Annotated in this window: 13 protein-coding genes; 7 read left to right on the forward strand and 6 right to left on the reverse strand. The window is 64.0% G+C overall.

The features are described from left to right. Positions 1–8: 8 nt before the first annotated feature. Positions 9–1,007, forward strand: coding sequence for a DNA topoisomerase IB (locus M2333_RS07075; protein ID WP_264611291.1), 999 nt, complete (start codon positions 9–11; stop codon positions 1,005–1,007). On the opposite strand, the gene M2333_RS07080 is transcribed toward M2333_RS07075, so the two are convergent. Further along, entirely contained in the window at positions 1,008–1,739 is a 732-nt protein-coding gene (locus M2333_RS07080) for an extensin family protein (protein WP_264611292.1), read from the reverse strand. Between the two features lie 109 nt (positions 1,740–1,848). Between M2333_RS07080 and M2333_RS07085 the strand changes: the two genes are divergently transcribed. Further along, on the forward strand, positions 1,849–2,031 hold the full coding sequence (locus M2333_RS07085) for a hypothetical protein (protein ID WP_264572224.1): 183 nt from the start codon (positions 1,849–1,851) through the stop codon (positions 2,029–2,031). Positions 2,032–2,034: 3 nt separating this feature from the next. Here the strand turns inward: M2333_RS07085 and M2333_RS07090 are convergent, their stop codons facing one another. The 3 genes from M2333_RS07090 to M2333_RS07100 all read right to left on the reverse strand — a co-directional run bounded on the left by M2333_RS07090 (position 2,035) and on the right by M2333_RS07100 (position 4,953). Then, complete coding sequence (locus tag M2333_RS07090; RefSeq protein WP_264611293.1) at positions 2,035–2,844, reverse strand: nuclear transport factor 2 family protein; 810 nt, start codon at positions 2,842–2,844, stop codon at positions 2,035–2,037. Beyond that, complete coding sequence (locus tag M2333_RS07095; protein WP_264572545.1) at positions 2,841–3,269, reverse strand: MarR family winged helix-turn-helix transcriptional regulator; 429 nt, start codon at positions 3,267–3,269, stop codon at positions 2,841–2,843. The genes M2333_RS07090 and M2333_RS07095 overlap by 4 nt, the downstream gene beginning before the upstream one ends. A 160-nt stretch (positions 3,270–3,429) precedes the next feature. Next, a complete protein-coding gene (locus M2333_RS07100; protein WP_319801304.1) occupies positions 3,430–4,953 on the reverse strand; it encodes an aldehyde dehydrogenase family protein in 1,524 nt (507 codons plus the stop codon). A 123-nt stretch (positions 4,954–5,076) separates the two neighbouring features. Here M2333_RS07100 and M2333_RS07105 point away from each other — a divergent pair, with 123 nt between their 5' ends. The 4 genes from M2333_RS07105 (at position 5,077) to M2333_RS07120 (ending at position 11,021) form a co-directional block, all read left to right on the forward strand. Then, positions 5,077–6,726, forward strand: coding sequence for a GMC family oxidoreductase (locus M2333_RS07105; RefSeq protein WP_264611294.1), 1,650 nt, complete (start codon positions 5,077–5,079; stop codon positions 6,724–6,726). Beyond that, the gene (locus tag M2333_RS07110; RefSeq protein ID WP_264570004.1) at positions 6,723–7,103 is read left to right on the forward strand and encodes a nuclear transport factor 2 family protein; all 381 of its coding nucleotides are present in this window, start codon (positions 6,723–6,725) and stop codon (positions 7,101–7,103) included. The genes M2333_RS07105 and M2333_RS07110 overlap by 4 nt, the downstream gene beginning before the upstream one ends. A gap of 3 nt (positions 7,104–7,106) precedes the next feature. After that, the gene (locus M2333_RS07115) at positions 7,107–8,732 is read left to right on the forward strand and encodes a GMC family oxidoreductase (RefSeq protein WP_264611295.1); all 1,626 of its coding nucleotides are present in this window, start codon (positions 7,107–7,109) and stop codon (positions 8,730–8,732) included. Positions 8,733–8,858: 126 nt separating this feature from the next. Continuing rightward, positions 8,859–11,021, forward strand: coding sequence for a S46 family peptidase (locus M2333_RS07120; protein WP_264611296.1), 2,163 nt, complete (start codon positions 8,859–8,861; stop codon positions 11,019–11,021). A gap of 125 nt (positions 11,022–11,146) precedes the next feature. Here M2333_RS07120 and M2333_RS07125 read toward each other — a convergent pair whose 3' ends face one another. Beyond that, entirely contained in the window at positions 11,147–13,660 is a 2,514-nt protein-coding gene (locus M2333_RS07125; RefSeq protein ID WP_264611297.1) for a TonB-dependent receptor, read from the reverse strand. Between the two features lie 640 nt (positions 13,661–14,300). On the opposite strand from M2333_RS07125, the gene M2333_RS07130 reads away from it, so the two are divergent. Further along, positions 14,301–15,659 carry an MFS transporter gene (locus tag M2333_RS07130; RefSeq protein WP_181559316.1) on the forward strand — a complete coding sequence of 453 codons (1,359 nt, stop codon included), beginning with the start codon at positions 14,301–14,303 and terminating at the stop codon, positions 15,657–15,659. Between the two features lie 125 nt (positions 15,660–15,784). Here the strand turns inward: M2333_RS07130 and M2333_RS07135 are convergent, their stop codons facing one another. Beyond that, positions 15,785–17,239 (reverse strand): carotenoid oxygenase family protein, encoded by a 1,455-nt coding sequence (locus M2333_RS07135; RefSeq protein WP_264611298.1) that lies wholly within the window; start codon positions 17,237–17,239, stop codon positions 15,785–15,787. Positions 17,240–17,243 lie beyond the last annotated feature (4 nt).

Raw genomic sequence — 17,243 nt, forward strand, 5'->3', positions numbered from 1 at the left:
CCCCGAGCATGACACACGCGCTGATTTTCGTCGACGACAGCATGCCGGGCATTCGCCGTCGACCGAGTGGAAAACGCGGCTGGGCCTATTTCGATGCGGAAGGCGCGCGCATCACCGAGCGGGCAGAGATCGACCGGCTCAACCGCATCGGCCTGCCGCCGGCATATACCGATGCCTGGTTCGCGCCCAATGCCCACGCCCATATTCTGGCAACGGGCATCGATGCGCGCGGGCGCAAGCAATATCGCTACCACCCGGATTTCACCGCCGAGCGGGACGCCCGCAAATATGAGGGCTGCGCCGCTTTCGGCGCCCTGTTGCCGCTGCTGCGCCGCCGGGTGGAGGATGATCTGGCCGGGCGCGGCCTGACTGCCGAGCGGGCCATCGCTTCGGTCGTCCAGCTGCTCGACAGCGGCCGCATCCGCGTGGGGAACGAGGCCTATGCCAAGAACAATCGCAGCTTTGGCGCCACTACCCTGCGCCGGCGCCATGCCAAGGTTACCGGCAGCCGCCTCACCCTGCGGTTCAAGGCCAAGTCGGGCAAGCTGAGCGAAGTCAGCATGACGGACCGCCGCCTCATTCGCTTCGTTCGCCAGATGCAGGATCTGCCGGGCCAGCACCTCTTCCAGTATCTGCGCGACGACGGCACCGCCTCGCCGGTCTCATCATCGGATGTGAACGGCTATCTGCGCGAGACGATGGGCGCGGACTTCACCGCCAAGCACTTCCGGACATGGCGGGCGAGCGTGCTCGCGTTCGACTGGCTGCTGCACGAGCAGGAGGTCTCGACCCTCACGGCGATGCTGACCCATGTCTCGGAGCATCTCGGCAATACGCCGGCCATAGCCCGCAAATCCTACATCCACCCCAATCTCGTCGCCTTGGCGCGCGACGGGGCGGGCGAATTCCGCAAGCAGACGCACCTGCCGCGCCAGACAAAATGGCTCAGCCGCCCCGAACGCGGCCTGATCGCCTGGCTGGAAGAGCAGCAGGTCGAGGCCGGCTGATCAGCGGCAAACGCCCCAGCTGACCCCGCCCCGATCCGCCTGATCGAAGTGGAAGTGATCGGCATGCTGGCGGTTATAATCCGGCGAGAGCACGGTCGAAAACACGCGGCATGCGCCATCGCGCACGGTTCGCAGGAAGGCGGCCTCTTCGCCCTCCCCGTCCCAATCCCGCAGCACCGAGATCCGGCGGCCGTCGCTCAGCACGAAGCCGGCGATGTCCAACGCATTGGCGGTGGCATGTTCGCTCCACGCGCCTTCGCCGCGCCCGTACATCCGCCGGCAACTATAGCTGCCCAAATGCTCGATGCGCACCACAGACGCGCCGAGGATTTGCTGCGCGGCAGGCTGGACGACCTGCCAGGTCCAGAGCGCGGTGGCGGCCATAACGGTGCAGGCCGGGGCCACGTCCATCGGCGAAAGGGCGAGCATGTCCTGCCCAGCCGCAAGGCGGGTGGCGGTCGTAACCCGGCATTGGTCACTGCCGAAAGCCGGGACCGCCATCGTCTCCAACCCGGCGCGATGAAGCAAGGCGCGACATTGTGGCGCATCGTCCCGCAACCCTGAGAGCTTGTGCCGCGTGAACAGGCCGATCGGCTGATCCAGCGAAAGCGGCGTCCAAGGGAGATCCTGCGGGGCCGGGCGGAACAGCGCGAACGCCAGCAACGCTGCCAGAATCAGAACGCCCGCCCAGACGAGCCAGCGGATCGCGCGATAAAAACCGGATGCCTTCATAGCTGCCTAACGCGGCAGGACGCGTTCCGCTTCCGACAGGGCCATGCAACTGCTGGCGCACGCAGGCGTTGATCGATCAGACGACAAGGAAATCACGAAAGGATTTGAGATGTCGATGCCCGAAGACCCCAAGACGAAAACCGAGACGGACGAAAACCCCGAGGTCCGCGATGCCGGGCCGGATGCGATGAAGCACAAGCCCGCCCCGGGCAAATGGGACGAGATTGACGAAGCCTCGGACGAGTCCTTTCCCGCCAGCGACCCGCCAGCATTCCAGCCGTCGATAACCTGACGATCAGGCGGACGCGGGCGGTGCCACGGCGCCTGCCCGCGCCACGTCGATCGTCGCGATTTGCCCATTGCGCAATCCGTACACGACGAACACGCGCACCTGAATGCTCTCGCCTTGCTTGAGCGGCGCGACCACGAAATCGGGCGCGTCCTGCTGCGCCGTGAAGGTGCTGGTGCAATCCACCGCAATTCCATTATCGTCGATCACCAGCCCATGGATGGTGAGATCTTCCCGTACCGTCTGGAACATGGTGCGATAGAAGTCGCAGATGCCATCGCGTCCGTTGATGACAGGCACTGAGGGTAGCCGCAGCACACAGTCCTCTGTGTAGTAACGCCCTGCCCGCTTTATATCGCCAGCGCTGAACGCCGCCGCATAGGCATGATAGGCCGCACGCCCGCCCGCATGGGATGAGAGCATCGGCGCCTTGGTGACGCCCTGCTCCGCCGGCCAGGTCATGGAGCACAGTTCCTGGATTTGCCCGGCCTCGTTCAACAGATAGGTCACGAAGAACCGCACCGTCAGAATATCGCCCGGCAGCAAGGGCGCGAAGGGGAAATCGGGGCGCGGCGCGTGGCAGATGAAATCCATGTCCACATCGACGAACAGCCGGTTGCCCTCCCGCAGTACCAGCCGGGGCCGGATGACCTCGCGTACGCCGTCATGGGCCCAGTCGAGGAAATCGAGCAGGCCATCGCGCCCACGGCAGACGCGGGTGCTGCTGTACATCACGCAATCCGGCGCGAACCATCGCTCGACAAGGCGATCATCCTGACCTTCGTTGAAGTCGGCGACATAATCGTCGTAATTCAAGGCTTTTTCCTCGCTGAAGGAACGCCTTCACGCCCCATTTGGTCGGCCCTTTTGGCCATGCGCAGCAACATGCCGTCCAGGTCCGACAGTTCGGACTCGCTGAAATCGGCCGTCAACATGCTGAAGAACTTGCGCCGGTCCATATGGACCCGCTTGTAGCTGTCCTGCCCCTTTTCGGTCAGTACCAGCAGGCTGCTCTTGCGGTTTCGGGGGTTTTCCTCGCGCCGCAGAAAGCCTTCTTCTTCCAGAACCCGCACCGCGCGGCTGACTTCCGCCCGGTCCACCAGCGCTGCGGCCGAAACTTCGCTGGCACTTTTGGTGCCCATCACCGCGAGATGGGCCAACACGCGCCACTCCGCCAGCGAGACACCGGCATTGTCCCGGATGTGCTGGACCGAAAGCCGGTCCAGCATCTTGCCGAGCATCAGCAAACGATAAGGAAGGTGGCGGGAATCGAAGATGCGCCAGGCTTCTTCGAGAGGCCCCGCCGCCCCATTGTTGTTATCCTTTGCGCTCAATTGCGCTCCCCCTCTCCTCGGGCCGCCCCCGTAGACCCGAGGCGGCACTATAATTCGCAGCGCGCCCTTAGAGGGCGACGCTGACCGCCTTGAGCTCGGTATAGGCCTCAACGCCGGCCTTGCCATTCTCACGGCCCCAGCCGGAGGCCTTGTAGCCGCCGAGCGGAAGCGCGGGATCGACGCCGCCCGAACCGTTGATGCGGATAGTGCCGGATTTGAGGCGCCGGGCCAGCTTGTGTGCAGTGGAGATATTCTGGGTGTAGATGGATGCCGACAGGCCGAACTCCGTCTCATTGCCACGCGCCGCCAGAGCCGCGACATCATCCTCGTCGGTGAAGCGCATCGCGCACAGCACGGGGCCGAAGATTTCCTCGGCACGCACGCGCATGTCGGGCTTGGTATCCACAAGCACGGTGGGCTGGACGAAATAGCCGCCTTCATAGCCCTCACCGGAGAGGCGATCACCGCCGGCAAGCACGCTGGCGCCTTCCTGGCGGCCGGATTCGATATAACCGGTCACGCGGTCAAGCTGCGCCGCGCTGACCAGCGGGCCGATCATGGTCGAGGCATCGAGGGTCTGGCCGACCTTCATGCCCCGCGCCATGTTCACCACGCCTTCCAGCACGGCATCGGCCACCTTCTCATGCACGAACAGGCGCGATCCCGCCGCGCAGACCTGACCGGCATTGAAGAAGATACCCATCGCCGCTGCCGGAATGGCTTTGGAAAGATCCGCATCTGCAAAAATATAGGTCGGCGACTTGCCGCCCAGTTCGAGCTGCACGCGCTTGAAGTTCGTCTTGGAGGCTTCGATGATCGCCTTGCCGGTCACCGTCGAACCGGTGAACGAGACCTTGTCGACATCGCGGTGCGCAGCCAGCGCCGCGCCAGCGGTCCGGCCGAAGCCCGAGACGATGTTGATTACGCCTTCGGGGAAACCCGCCTCAAGCACCAGCTCACCCAGCCGCAGCGTGCTGAGCGGAGTCTGTTCGGCTGGCTTGAGCACCACGGTGCAGCCCGCCGCGATCGCCGGCGCCAGCTTACCCATGGCCATGACCAGCGGGAAATTCCACGGCACGATCTGCGCGCACACGCCGACCGGCTCGCGCAGCACATAGGAGAGCCATTCGCCCGGTGCGCTGATCTCTGCGGTCTCGCCGAAAATCTTGGTCGCCCAGCCGGCATTGTAGCGCAGCTGGCCAACGGCGCCCGCGACGTCGATCATCCGCGAGAACTGGATGGGCCGCCCTACGTCCAGCGTCTCCAGCAGAGCCAGTTCCTCGGCATTGGCTTCAAGCAGATCGGCGAGCTTGAGCAGCAGATTGGTCCGCTCGGTGGGCTTCACGCCCGACCAGGCACCCTCGAACGCCTTGCGCGCGGCGGCAACGGCCCGGTCCACGTCGACCTCGCCGGCGCTGGCGACATTAGCGATGAGTTCGCCGGTCGAGGGATTGAGCGTTTCGAAGGTTTCGCCGGATGCGGCCTCGACCCACTGCCCGCCGATCAACATTTTGACCGGGCCGTTGGCGTAGCGCATACGCAGTTGCTCAAGCAGACCGGGATTATAAGGCGCATTCATCGAAACAGACATCCTTTCCAGCAGCCGTCGGCACCCTGACGGCAGAGATCATGTTGAATCATCATGATCTCCTCAATAACAGCAGACATGCGTCCACGCCAACTCTAGCGCGCCGGAAGTCCATGGAGAGTGACTTTGTCCGAAAATTCCTTTGATTATGTGATCGTCGGCGCGGGGTCCGCCGGGTCGGTGCTCGCGGCGCGACTCACCGAGGACCCGAATGTGCGCGTCCTGCTGCTGGAGGCAGGCGGTGGTGGCGATGACTGGCTGATTCGGATGCCGCTCGGCTTCCTCAAGGCGCTGTTCAAGCCCGGCTACACCTGGCCCTATTGGACGGAGCCGGAGCCGCACATGAACAACCGCAAGCTGATCCTGCCGCGCGGCCGGCTGCTCGGCGGCTCCAGCTCGATCAACGGCATGGTGTTCATGCGCGGTCACAGCGCCGATTTCGATCGCTGGGCGCAGATGGGCTGCAAGGGCTGGAGCTACGCCGATGTGCTCCCCTATTTCCGCAAGATGGAGCGCAGCTGGCGCGGCGCGTCCGATCTGCACGGCGCCGAAGGCCCGCTGAGCGTGACGCCCAACGCCACCAAATGGCTGCTCCACGATGAACTCATGGCCGCCGCGAAGAACGCCGGCTTCCCGATCACCGACGATATTCACGATGGCGACGAGGAAGGCGTCGGCCGCGTCGAGCTGACCATCGACAAGAATGGCCGCCGGGCCTCGACCTATGCCGCCTATCTCAAGCCCGCTATGGATCGGCCCAATCTGACGGTTCTGACCAACGCGATGACCCAGCGCGTGCTGACCGAAGGCAAGCGGGCGACGGGCGTGGAGTATCGCCACGACGGCATTCTCAAGGCCGCCCTTGCCCGACGCGAGGTCATCCTTTCGGGCGGCAGCTACAATTCGCCGCAGTTGCTCATGCTCTCCGGCATCGGCCCGGCGCAGCATCTGCGCGAGATGGAAATTCCGGTCGTGCATGACCTGCCCGGCGTCGGCGAGAACCTCTCCGAACATCCCCGTACGCCGGTGCTGTTCGAGGCCGCGCCGGTCACCTTCGTCAATGAGTTGCGCTTCGACAGGGCAACGCTCTCCGTGCTGCGCTGGTACTTCATGGGCACCGGCCCCTTTGCGCGGCAGGTGAACAGCGCCAACCCGGTGCTGCGCACCGACCCGCGCCTCGCCCAGCCGGACATTCAGCTCTGGTGCAACCCCGTGACGCTGGACGCGCATCTGTGGTTCCCCGGCATCAAGAAGCGTCCGCCGCACAAGCTGACCGCCGACGTCATCCTGCTCCACCCGGAGAGCCGCGGCCGGGTGTTCCTCAAATCGCCCAAGGCCGAAGATCATGTCGGCATTTTCCTCAACCTGTTCAGCGCGCCGGCCGATTTCGCCACGGCGCGGGCGGGCATCCGCATTGCGCGGAAGATCTATGCCACCTCGCCGCAAGCCGAGATCACCGGCAAGGAAATCTCGCCCGGCGCCGATGTGGTGAGCGATGAGGCGCTGGATGAGCACATCCGCGCCACCACGACCACCACGCAGCATCCGCTCGGCACCTGCCGGATGGGCACCGGCCCGATGGCGGTGGTCGATCCGCAGTTGCGGGTGATCGGCATGGAAGGCCTGCGGGTGATCGATGCCTCGGTGATGCCGGATGAGACCGGCGGCAACATCAATGCGCCCACCATCATGCTCGCCGAGCGCGCGGCGGACATCCTCAAGGGCAAGGTCCTGCCCGCTGACGAACTGGTTCACACAGGAGAGTATGCCGCATGACCCGCGAGGATTTCGAGCGCTATATCGGCGCCTTCAACGCGAATGATTTCGATGGTTTCACCAGCTTCTACGCAGATGACGTCGACTTTCAGCTGGGGGACCGGATGCACATCGTCGGCCGGGAGAAGATCGGCGAGTTCTATCGCGGCGTGAAGGCGCATTTCGAGGAAACGCTGACGATCCTCGACCTCATTCTCGCCGATGACGGCGCAGCGCTGCGGGTCCACACGCGCTTCGAGACGATCAAGGATTGGCCCGAATTCGAAATGTGGCCGACCAAGAAGGGCGATGTGCGCGAGATCGAGAGCATCATCCTGTACCGCATCGCGAACGGCAAGTTCACGCACATCAAATCTGCCCGCTTCAAGGAACTCTGAGTCTTGGCCAACAGCTCCACGCCCGACTTCATCATCATCGGATCCGGCTCGGCCGGCGCAGTCATCGCCGCCCGCCTGTCGGAAGACCCCAATGCCAAGGTCCTCGTGCTGGAGGCCGGACGCCGCGAGCGCGACATCCGCCTCACCATGCCGATCCTCTTCCCGTTCGTCATGGCCGATCCCAAGTTCAACTGGAGCTATATGGGCGAGCCGGAGCCCTTCGCAGACAACCGCCAGATCCGCCAGCCGCGCGGCAAGGCGCTGGGCGGCTCGTCGATGATCAACGGCATGCTCTACGCGCGCGGCCATGCGCGGGATTATGACGAGTGGCGCCAGCTCGGCAACGAGGGCTGGAGCTATGACGATGTGCTGCCCTACTTCAAGAAATCGGAAAATCATTGGGGCCCCGAGGACCATTGGCATGGCAAGGGCGGCCCGCTGAGCGTCAAGCAGCAGCCCAAGACCAACGATCTCTACCAACGGTTCATCAGCACCGTAAAATCGCTCGGCTATGACGAGCGCGACAGCTTCCACCGCGCCGACCAGGAAGGCTGGGGACCGCCGCCGCTCAACATCCATGAGGGCACGCGCGCCAGCACCGCCGCGCGCTTCCTCATTCCGGCGATGTCGCGGCCCAATCTGACCGTGGAAACCGGCGCGCTGGTCACCCGCATCGAGGTCGCCAACGGCCGCGCGGTCGCGGTTCACTATCGCGACAGCGAAGGCCGGGACAAGCGGGTCGCCGCCGCGCAGGAAATCATCCTTTCGGGCGGTGCCTATAATTCGCCCCAGGTGCTGCTGCTCTCCGGCATCGGCCCGGCCGAGCATCTCGCCGAGCAGGGCATCGATGTAGTGCATCACCTTCCCGGCGTCGGCATGAACCTGCAGGACCACCCTTCGGTCGCGATGGTCAATGCAGCGGCGCGCAGCGTGACGCTGACCAACAGCCTGCGCATCGACCGCTCGGCGCTTGCCGCGCTGCAGTGGCTGCTGACGCGCGGCGGCATGATCGCCGACATGCCGGTGACCGCCAACGGCTTCATCAAGACCCGGCCCGAGCTTGAGCGCCCGGATGCGCAGTGCCTGTTCCAGCCGACCATGATCGGCGCGCAGACCTGGTTCCCCGGCTGGCGCAAGCCCAAGGCGGACGTGGTGGCCATGGCCTGCGTGCTGCTGCGGCCCGAGGGTCGCGGCTGGGTGAAGCTGCGCTCGGCAGACCCGACGGACAAGCCGCGCATCCTCTCCAACGTGCTCTCCACCGAGAACGATCGCGCCTTCTTCCGCCGCCTCGTGCCGCAACTGCGCGAGATATTCTCCACCGCACCGCTGAGCGACGTCTTGCGCGGCGAGGTAATGCCCGGCCCGAATGTAAAGAGCGATGCGGAGATCGATGCCTGGGTGCGCAGCGCGATCAACACCGCCCTCCACCCCGTCGGCACCTGCGCCATGGGGCAGGATGACATGGCGGTGGTCGATCCGCGCCTGTGCGTCCACGGCCTCCAGGGCCTGCGCGTGGCCGATGCCGCCATCATGCCGCGAATCGTGGGTGGCAACACCAATGCCGCAAGCATCATGATCGGCGAGAAGGCGGCCGACATGATCAAGGCGGACAACGGCCTGCAGGCCTGAGGCGAGCTTGCCGGTGACGTAGCGTCAGCTCAGGGTGGTCCGGTCGAACGGGCTGCCCCGGCTTGCGTTCACCCATTCATGGCGCGATAGGCAGGGCAACCTCAAAATTTGCAGGAGCCTTGCCTCATGCCTCGGCGTGTCCATCATATCGTTTCTCTCGCGGGCTGCACCGCCCTCCTCGCCCTTGCCGCTCCGGCCGCTGCCAATGAAGGCATGTGGATGCCGGGCCAGATCAAGGACATTGGCGCCGCGCTCAAGGCCGACGGTCTGGCGCTCTCACCCGATCAGCTGGGACGGCTGGATGCCGCGCCGCTGAACGCCATCGTTTCGCTCGGCGGCTGCTCGGCTGCATTCCTCAGCCCCGAAGGGCTGGTCGCGACCAACCATCACTGCGTGCAAGGGTCCATCCAGTATAACAGCGGCGAAAGCCGGGATTATCTGACCAATGGCTTTCTCGCCAAGGAGCTGGGCGAGGAACTGCCCGCCGCGCCCGGATCGCGCATCTATGTGATCGAGGATCTGCGCGACGTGACCAGCGCGATGATGCGCGGCGTGACGCCCCGCCTCGATGGCCTCGCCCGGTACGAGAAGCTGGACGCCAATCGCAAGGCACTGATCTCGGCCTGCGAGAAGCAGGCCAACCGCCGCTGCGACGTGCGGCCTTATTATGGCGGCGCGGCCTATTATCTCCAGCAGCAACTCGAGATTCAGGACGTCCGCCTCGTCTATGCGCCGGCCGAAGGGCTCGGCAATTTCGGCGGCGAGACAGACAACTGGATGTGGCCGCGCCACACCGGCGACTTCGGCTTCTATCGCGCCTATGTCGGGCCGGACGGCAGCTCAAAGCCTTTCGCGAAGGAGAACGTCCCCTACCGCCCGAAGTCCTGGCTGCGCATTGCCTCGCAGGGTGTGAAGGAAGGCGATTTCGTGATGGTCGCCGGCTTCCCCGGCACCACGAACCGCCTGCGCACCAGCGATGAAGTGCTGTTCAACTTCGCGGAATATGAGCCGCTCTGGCAGCGCCTGCTGAGCGATTACGCGACGCAGATCGACAAGGTGACGGCGGGCGACCGCGAAGCCCAGATCCGTTACGCCTCGATCCTCGCGGGGGCCGAGAATTACGAGAAGAAGCTCGCCGGCGACCTAGTCGGTGCCGACGCCATCCGCCTCGATGAGCGCAAGCCGGCCGAGGAAAAGGCCTTCCGCGACTGGGTCGCTGCCGACGCGGCCCGTCAGGCGCGCTATGGCGCGGACATTGCGGCGCTGGATGCGGTGGTCATCGAGAATAACAAGGCTTCCCTCACCGGCCTGCGCACCTCCCTGCTCAACCGCGCGCAACTGCTCGGCGCGGCCCGCACCCTGTATCGCTGGGCCAAGGAGCAGGAAAAGCCCGACGCCCAGCGCGAGAGCGGCTTCCAGCAGCGCGACCGCGAGAGCATTGTCGACCGGCTCCGTCAGGTTGAGCGCCGCTTCCTGCCCAAGATCGATCGTCAATTGTTCGAGGCTGCGCTCGTCGAATATCGCCAGCTCGACGCCGCCGATCGCGATGCCAAGTTCGAGGCCGCGCTCACACAGATCGGCTTCGACCGGCTCTATGGCGAGACCAAGCTGGGCGACACGCCGACCCGGCTGGGCTGGCTGGATAAGCCCGCCTCCGCCTTCGAGACCTCGGACGATCCGTTCATCAAGCTCGCCATCGCGCTCTATGCCGGCGACATGGAGAGCGAGCAGGCCGCCAAGGCTCGGTCGGGTCGCACGCAGGCCGCGCGGGCTGGCTATATGAAGGGTCTGATGGCCTACAAGCAGGCGGCCGGCCTGCCCCTCTATCCAGATGCCAACAGCTCGCTGCGCCTGACCTGGGGCAAGGTGATGGGCAAGGAGAAGGACGGCCAGATCTGGACCGCCTTCACCACCGCCGAGGGCCTTCTCGCCAAGCAGACCGGCAAGGGCGAGTTCAATGCCCCGCAGGGCGCAATCGATGCGATCAAGGCCAAGGACTACGGCCCCTATGCCGCGCCGGAGCTGGGCACGCTGCCGGTGGACTTCATGTCCAATGTGGACATCACCAATGGCAACTCGGGCTCCTCGACGCTGAACGCGCGCGGCGAATTCGTCGGCCTGGCCTTCGACGGCACGCTGGAAGGCGTGATCTCCGACTGGGCCTATGTGGCCGAACGCAACCGCACGATCCATGTCGACAGCCGCTTCATGCTCTGGACGATGGACAAGGTCGATGGCGCGCAGCGGCTGCTCAAGGAAATGGGCGTCACGCCCGTCGCCAGCCGCTAAGGCGGAAGGACGGGGCGGCGCGGCCGCCCTGTCCGCTGCTCTTACACGCACCAAAAGAGAAAGGCCGCTCCGGATCTCTCCAGGGCGGCCTTTCCTTATGTCAGCCTGACGCTGTCAGGTGATCGTCAGAAGTTCTTGCGAACCGAGAGATACCACTCGCGGGGACGGCCCGGCTGGGCTTCCGTGGTGGGCTGGCCGAAGGGCACCAGATCGAAGATGTTGTAGTAGTACTGCTTGTTGAACAGGTTGGTCGCACCGACCGCCACTGTCAGGTCGCCCGCATCGTTCTGGTAGCTGATCCGCCCGTTGAACACGGCGCGGCCGGGGATCTGGGCGATCGGGCTGCGCGAGTTGAACGAGATCTTCGACTGATAGAAGCCGTCAATCCGCGGCGTGATGGAGCCGCCCAGCTGCTCGACCGGGATCTCGTACTGGATGCCAGCCGAACCCGTCCACTGCGGCACATAAACCGGCGTCTGGTTCACCACGAGCGGATCGTTGCGCAGTTCCGGCGCATCGAAGTGCGTGTAACCGCCCGCGAGATTGAACGTCAGGCCATCGACCGGACGGGCCTCCAGCTCGACCTCGAAGCCCTTCACCTTGCCCGGAGAATTGACGTAGTTGGTCTTGGAGATGCAAGCCACGCCAATGCCCTGCGCCAGGTTGACCGCACCGTCCGTCGCCGGATTATAGGCGCGGCACAGCTCGTTGCCGCCGGTCACAGCCGGATCGACCTGCGTCCCGGCGAGCGTGCAGACACCGGTCGTGCCGTTGTTGATGCACTCCGAACCGCTCTGCGAGACAATGCGCGAGGAGTAATCCGAGTAGAAGCCGGCCACGTTCAGGCGCAGGCGGCGGTCGAAGAAGTCACCCTTGAAGCCGAGTTCGTAGGCGACCATTTCCTCGGCCGCGACGGGCACGAGCTGCGAGGCCTGGAACGGACGCGGGTTGAACGCACCGGGACGATAGCCCGAAGCGATCGAGCCATAGACCATCACGGAATCGGTCAGCTTGTAGTCCGCGCCGAAGCGGTAATCGATGCGGTCGTCCTTGACGAGCACGGGGCGAATGATGCCGCCCTGGCCGTTGTTGAACAGCGTGTCCTTGGTATCCTCCGAGTAGCGCAGGCCAGCGGTGAGCTGCAGGCGATCGAGCGGACGAACCTGCGCCTGGGCATAAGCGGCCTTGGCTTCGCTATCCACGCTGATGCGGGCGTTCTGCTGGAAGTTGAGGAACGGAATCGAGACGTTGGACGTCGTGAGGCCCTTGCCCTTGTAGTAGAACAGACCGGCGGTCACATCGAACAGCGGGCTGGTATAGTTGAGGCGCGGTTCGACCGTCCACTGCTCATGCGTGATGATGGACTTGGTGGTCTGCAGGCTCAGCGGCGACCCGTCGGTATCGTTGATGGCCGTCGTGAAGACATTGCGATAGCTGCCCAGCACGGTGAGCGTCAGGTCCTGCGTCAGATCGACCACGGCCTTGCCGCTGAAGCCGTAATTCTCGATCACAGCCTTGCGATCGAAGCACTGGCCGCCACGGTCCGACCCACCATTATAATAAGTGCCGGCGATGTTGGTCCCAGCCGGGATCGGATCGCAATAGGTGGCATAGGTGGTGTAAGGGCTGTTGGTGAGGAAGCGGCTGTCATAGCTGACACCCCACAGCGGCTGATAAACGGCCGCATCAAGCGCCTGCGTGGCTGCGCTCGGCACGATGCGGAGCTGCTTGTTTGCCACCGCCGGGGAATCATCGTTGGTGTAGTCCGCCGAGAGCGTCAGGTCGATGCCGGTGCCGGCGTAACGCAGCGCGCCGCGCAGGGCGACAACGCTTTCACCGCCATAACGGCCCAGTTCGCAATCGGTCTGCGAGGCGCCGGAGAGGAAGCCGTCCGAGGGATCGAGCGAGGGGAACCTGCCGGCGAGGCCAGGCGTGCCCTGACGCACCATCTCGCAACGGAAGTCGAGCAGCTTCTGGTAGCCCTTGCGCTTCTTCGAAACGCCTGAGACGCGGAAGAAGAGGTTCTCCGAGAGCGGCACGTTAAATCCGGCGCGCAGGTCGGTGCGGTTGTAGCTGCCCACGGTCGCTTCGACATAGGCCGAAGGGGTGGCATCGGGTGCCTTGGAAATCAGGTTGACGGCGCCGCCAATGGCGTTGCGGCCGAACACCGTACCCTGCGGACCGCGCAGCACTTCGACGCGCTCAAGATCGAGCAGATCGAAGGTCGAACCGGCGAGCAGTGCATAATATTGGTCATCGACATAAAAGGCCACGCCCGGCTCGAACGCCAGGTTGAAGTCATACTGGCCGATGCCGCGGATATAGGCCTGCACGGCGCGGCCAAAAGAGGCGTTCGCTGCCGCAAAGCTGGCGTTCGGCACGATGGCCGCAACGTCCTGAATGTTGTTGATCGCCCGATCGGTCAGCGCATTGGCGGTCACGGCGGTGATGGCCAGCGGCGTTTCCTGCAGGTTGGTGGCCGAGCGCGTCGCGGTCACGACAATCTCTTCGACACCGGCGCGCTGGGGCTGCGCCTGGGCAGCGGCATCGTCCTGCGCCTGTGCGGGCGCTGCGATGCTCATTGCAAAGACGGACGCACCCGCCATGCCCAGAAGCTTGTTCCTCAACGAAAACGACATTCCAAATCTCCCAAAACGCGGGCGCAGGCCCATTGATCGATGGGTGAATGCCGCGCCGCATCCCCGCGCCGCCCGGAGACAGCGCCGCCCGCAAACGGGCCAGGACACCACGCAGCTTCACCGCGTTATTGGAGTGATCAGCAGGGAGGACTTATGCGCCAAGACGAACGAGATCGCCTTTGCCTGTGAGCCGATCAGGCACGATGAGGGCCCGATCGAAGCCACGGGCTTCGCCTGTACTGCATCCTTCTCCCGCTGGCATAAGACCAGCCGAGCATCGCCAATACTCCGAGATATTGACTTTGCCCGATACTCCAGCCTGCGCCATTGAAAGAGCACCGATGAGAAAACAAGAAAATTTCTCATCGAGCAGGAAATATTGATGACTTTGTCAGAAAGTGTCGCATCCATGCCACGATGGACCCTGGCCTGCGGGCCGGTGGCGCCTCTTGTTCCGATCACGTCGAAGCCGCGTCGCGCCCGCTCTTACGCGGCGCCCATGGGCGACATTGCCGCCCATCACAACCGCTAATCTGCAGCTTTGCCTTATAAGGATGTTGATTCCCCATCAACACCGTGTTTTGGTGCAATCCGATAAAAAGCCCGGCTGGTCGGCCGGATGGATGCGGGATGGCTGAATATGAACAGGTTTGACGTCGAAGACTTCATCGATCGGTCGCGGATCAGCGCCACCCAGATCATGGCGCTGCTCGTCTGCGTTCTGGTCTGCTTCATCGACGGGTTCGATATCTTCATGATCGGCAAGATCGCGCCGGCCATCGCTGCAGATTTCGGAGAGACCTCCGAGGCGATGACCAAGGTATTCGTCTACCAGCAGATCGGCCTCGCCATTGGTGCCTTCAGCATCGCCCCGCTGGCGGACCGGTTCGGACGGCGGTTCATGCTCATGGTCTCCTGCCTCATCTTCGGCACGATCACCATCGGCAGCATCCATGCCCAGACGCTCACGCAGTTGGCTGTTCTGCGCGGCATTGCCGGCGTGTTCATGGCGGCGGGCTTGCCCATGGCTATGGCGCTGATCTCCGAGCTGACCCCCAAGCGCAAACGCTCGACGCTGATCTCTCTGGCGCTTGTCGGCTTCTCGACCGGCAGTGCCGCCAGCGGCGTCGTCGCGGCTTGGCTGCTGGATAGCTATGGCTGGGAAAGCGGCTTCTGGATCGGCGGCCTCGTGCCGATTACCTGCGCGGTGTTGCTCTTCCTGATCGTGCCGGAATCGCTTAAGTTCCGGGCCGAGCGCAACCCATCCGATCAGCGGATCGCGACCACGATCCGCAAGATCGACCGCAATGTAGACCTGCGGGGCGACGAACTGTTCGTGATCGAGAGCGGTGGCGCCAAGGGGCGCAAGGCCAAGCTGTCCGACGTGTTCTCCGAGGGTCGCCTGACCATGACGGCACTGGTCTGGGCTGCCTGCACGCTCAGCATGACCAACACGGCCCTGCTTAGCGCCTGGATGCCGACCTTCTTCCTCGAAATGTCGGGCATTCCGATTCAGGATTTCGCAAAGGTCGCCATGATCGGCTATCTCGGCGGCGTTGCGGGCACGCTCTCCATCGGCTGGCTGATGGACCGGATGCGCCCTGCCCTGCTCATCGCCTGCTTCTACGTGATGCTCGCCGTGACCATCAACCTGCTGGGCTGGGTGCCCTTCTACTCCGCCTTCTTCGTGGTCGCGCTGCTCACCTGGCAGTTCTTCCAGACCGGCGGACAGTCCGGCCTCAACACGATGATCGCCCAAGTCTATCCGCCCCGGATGCGCAGCACGGCATTGGGCTGGGCCGGTGGCGCCGGGCGCATTGGCGGCATCGTGGCGCCGATTGCCGGCGGCTTCGCACTCGCCCAGCACTACTCGCTGCAACTCACCCTCGCGCTGACGGCAGCGCTGCCGCTTGGCACCGCGATCTTGATGTTCGCCCTCGCCTATATCCGCCGCCAGGAAGAGGCGAAGGATAGAGAGCCCGTCACGCTCGCGCATTGATATACGCGCTCGACGGTTGTCGGGCGACAAGGAAAAGGGCGGCCTCGCTATGATGCGAGGGCCGCCCTTTCTGTTTGAGGTCCGCCCGGTCTACAGGAAACCGGTCAGCCGATAGGTGTAAGCGATCAGGCTGCCGAGCTGAGCTTCATATTATACTGGCCGCTCTTGAGCGTCTCCTCCGGCACCCAGGTGCCGTGGAAGGTCGAGCGAACGCGGACGGGCAGCTTGAGCAGCGCAACCGGCCCAGCCGCCAGATTCTGCGCGTCGAGAATGGCCAGATCGCTACGATTCTTCGCACCACGTGCGACCAGCACGAGCAGCCATCCATCGCCTTCCGGCGCATCCGGCGTGCGCGGCACGAACTGCGCCTCCTGCACGCTATCGCCCGGGCCCGGCTTCCAGATCTGGAACTCGCCTGTCTGGTTGTCGAACCGCGCCGTGCCGCTCGATCCATCCTGTGCGCGTGCGAGCAGGAAGCCATAGCGATAGGGCCGCCCCTGATAGCGATCGTCCGTGCGCGGCATCTCGCCCGGAATGTTCAGCAGACGCTGCGTGGTGAAGCTGTCCTCATTGCTGGCGAGGTCGAACGTCATGCGCGTCAGGAAAGGCGGAACCGGCGCTGTTTCCTCGCCGTGCGGCGTGGTAAAGAAGGGGAAGCAATTGCCATCATAATAGCACAGGTCGAGGTGGACCTTCGTGCCCTCGCGATAGGCATTCATCATGTGACCGGCGCTGCCGGTTGGCCCCTTGAACCAGCGAATATCCTCCGCCTTGCCATAACGCGGCACCAGCGCGACATGCACAGGCTGATCGGGATGCCACTGATAATAAGGCCCGCCCTGCTTCACCACGTCGAGATCGGTGATGAGCGGGAAGAACGGCACGACCACCCATTCATCCGTGATCGCGAAATCATGGACGCAGGCTGCATAGGGCATCTCGAACCAGATCTCGGTCTTGATCTTGCGATCCGGCCCGAAGACGTAGAACACGAAATCCTTGGTCGCATCGCCCTTGGCCTGATAGCCGAACGCCAGCAGTTCGTTGGTGATCGGGTCCACCTTCGGATGCGCCGTAAACGTCTCGGACAATATCTGTCCGTCGAAGTCCACGCGGCCCTTTGTTTCCAGCGTGTCGGGGTCGATCTCGTAAGGGAGGTCATCTTCCTTCAACGCATAGAGATGGCCGGCATGGAACATCGCCGTGGTGTTGGCCGTGCCGAGATGGATTTCCTTCGCGCTTTCATCGACCGTATAGCGGTTGCGATAGCTGCCGAAGAGCCCGCGACGGGCGGCCTTCTGCGCCTTGTAGCGATCCGTCTCGACCCATTTGACGACATAGTCCGCCTGATTGTCCTTGAAGCGGATCATGTGCATCTGGCCTTCGCCATCGATGAAGATGTCATCGGTGCGGCCGGAGGGATATTGCCGGTCGGCGCCGACGCGATACAGGCCGCCTTCCAGCCCATCGGGGATGGCGCCGGAAATCAGCTCCAGCCCACGCAGCTCGATATTGGCGCGCATCGGCTCGCCCCAGCCGCGATACAACTCGACATCGGGAAATTGAATGGGTTCGACCATGGGG

The organism is Sphingobium sp. B11D3B (genome assembly GCF_025961735.1).
GTDB lineage: Bacteria > Pseudomonadota > Alphaproteobacteria > Sphingomonadales > Sphingomonadaceae > Sphingobium.

Excerpts from the sequence above, each read along its gene's own strand:
- M2333_RS07125 (WP_264611297.1), bottom strand. The coding sequence starts at position 13,660 with ATGTCGTTTTCGTTGAGGAACAAGCTTCTGGGCATGGCGGGTGCGTCC.
- M2333_RS07075 (WP_264611291.1), top strand. The coding sequence starts at position 9 with ATGACACACGCGCTGATTTTCGTCGACGACAGCATGCCGGGCATTCGC.
- M2333_RS07085 (WP_264572224.1), top strand. The coding sequence starts at position 1,849 with ATGTCGATGCCCGAAGACCCCAAGACGAAAACCGAGACGGACGAAAAC.
- M2333_RS07095 (WP_264572545.1), bottom strand. The coding sequence starts at position 3,269 with ATGCTCGGCAAGATGCTGGACCGGCTTTCGGTCCAGCACATCCGGGAC.
- M2333_RS07080 (WP_264611292.1), bottom strand. The coding sequence starts at position 1,739 with ATGAAGGCATCCGGTTTTTATCGCGCGATCCGCTGGCTCGTCTGGGCG.
- M2333_RS07135 (WP_264611298.1), bottom strand. The coding sequence starts at position 17,239 with ATGGTCGAACCCATTCAATTTCCCGATGTCGAGTTGTATCGCGGCTGG.
- M2333_RS07100 (WP_319801304.1), bottom strand. The coding sequence starts at position 4,953 with ATGTCTGTTTCGATGAATGCGCCTTATAATCCCGGTCTGCTTGAGCAA.
- M2333_RS07130 (WP_181559316.1), top strand. The coding sequence starts at position 14,301 with ATGAACAGGTTTGACGTCGAAGACTTCATCGATCGGTCGCGGATCAGC.
- M2333_RS07110 (WP_264570004.1), top strand. The coding sequence starts at position 6,723 with ATGACCCGCGAGGATTTCGAGCGCTATATCGGCGCCTTCAACGCGAAT.
- M2333_RS07120 (WP_264611296.1), top strand. The coding sequence starts at position 8,859 with ATGCCTCGGCGTGTCCATCATATCGTTTCTCTCGCGGGCTGCACCGCC.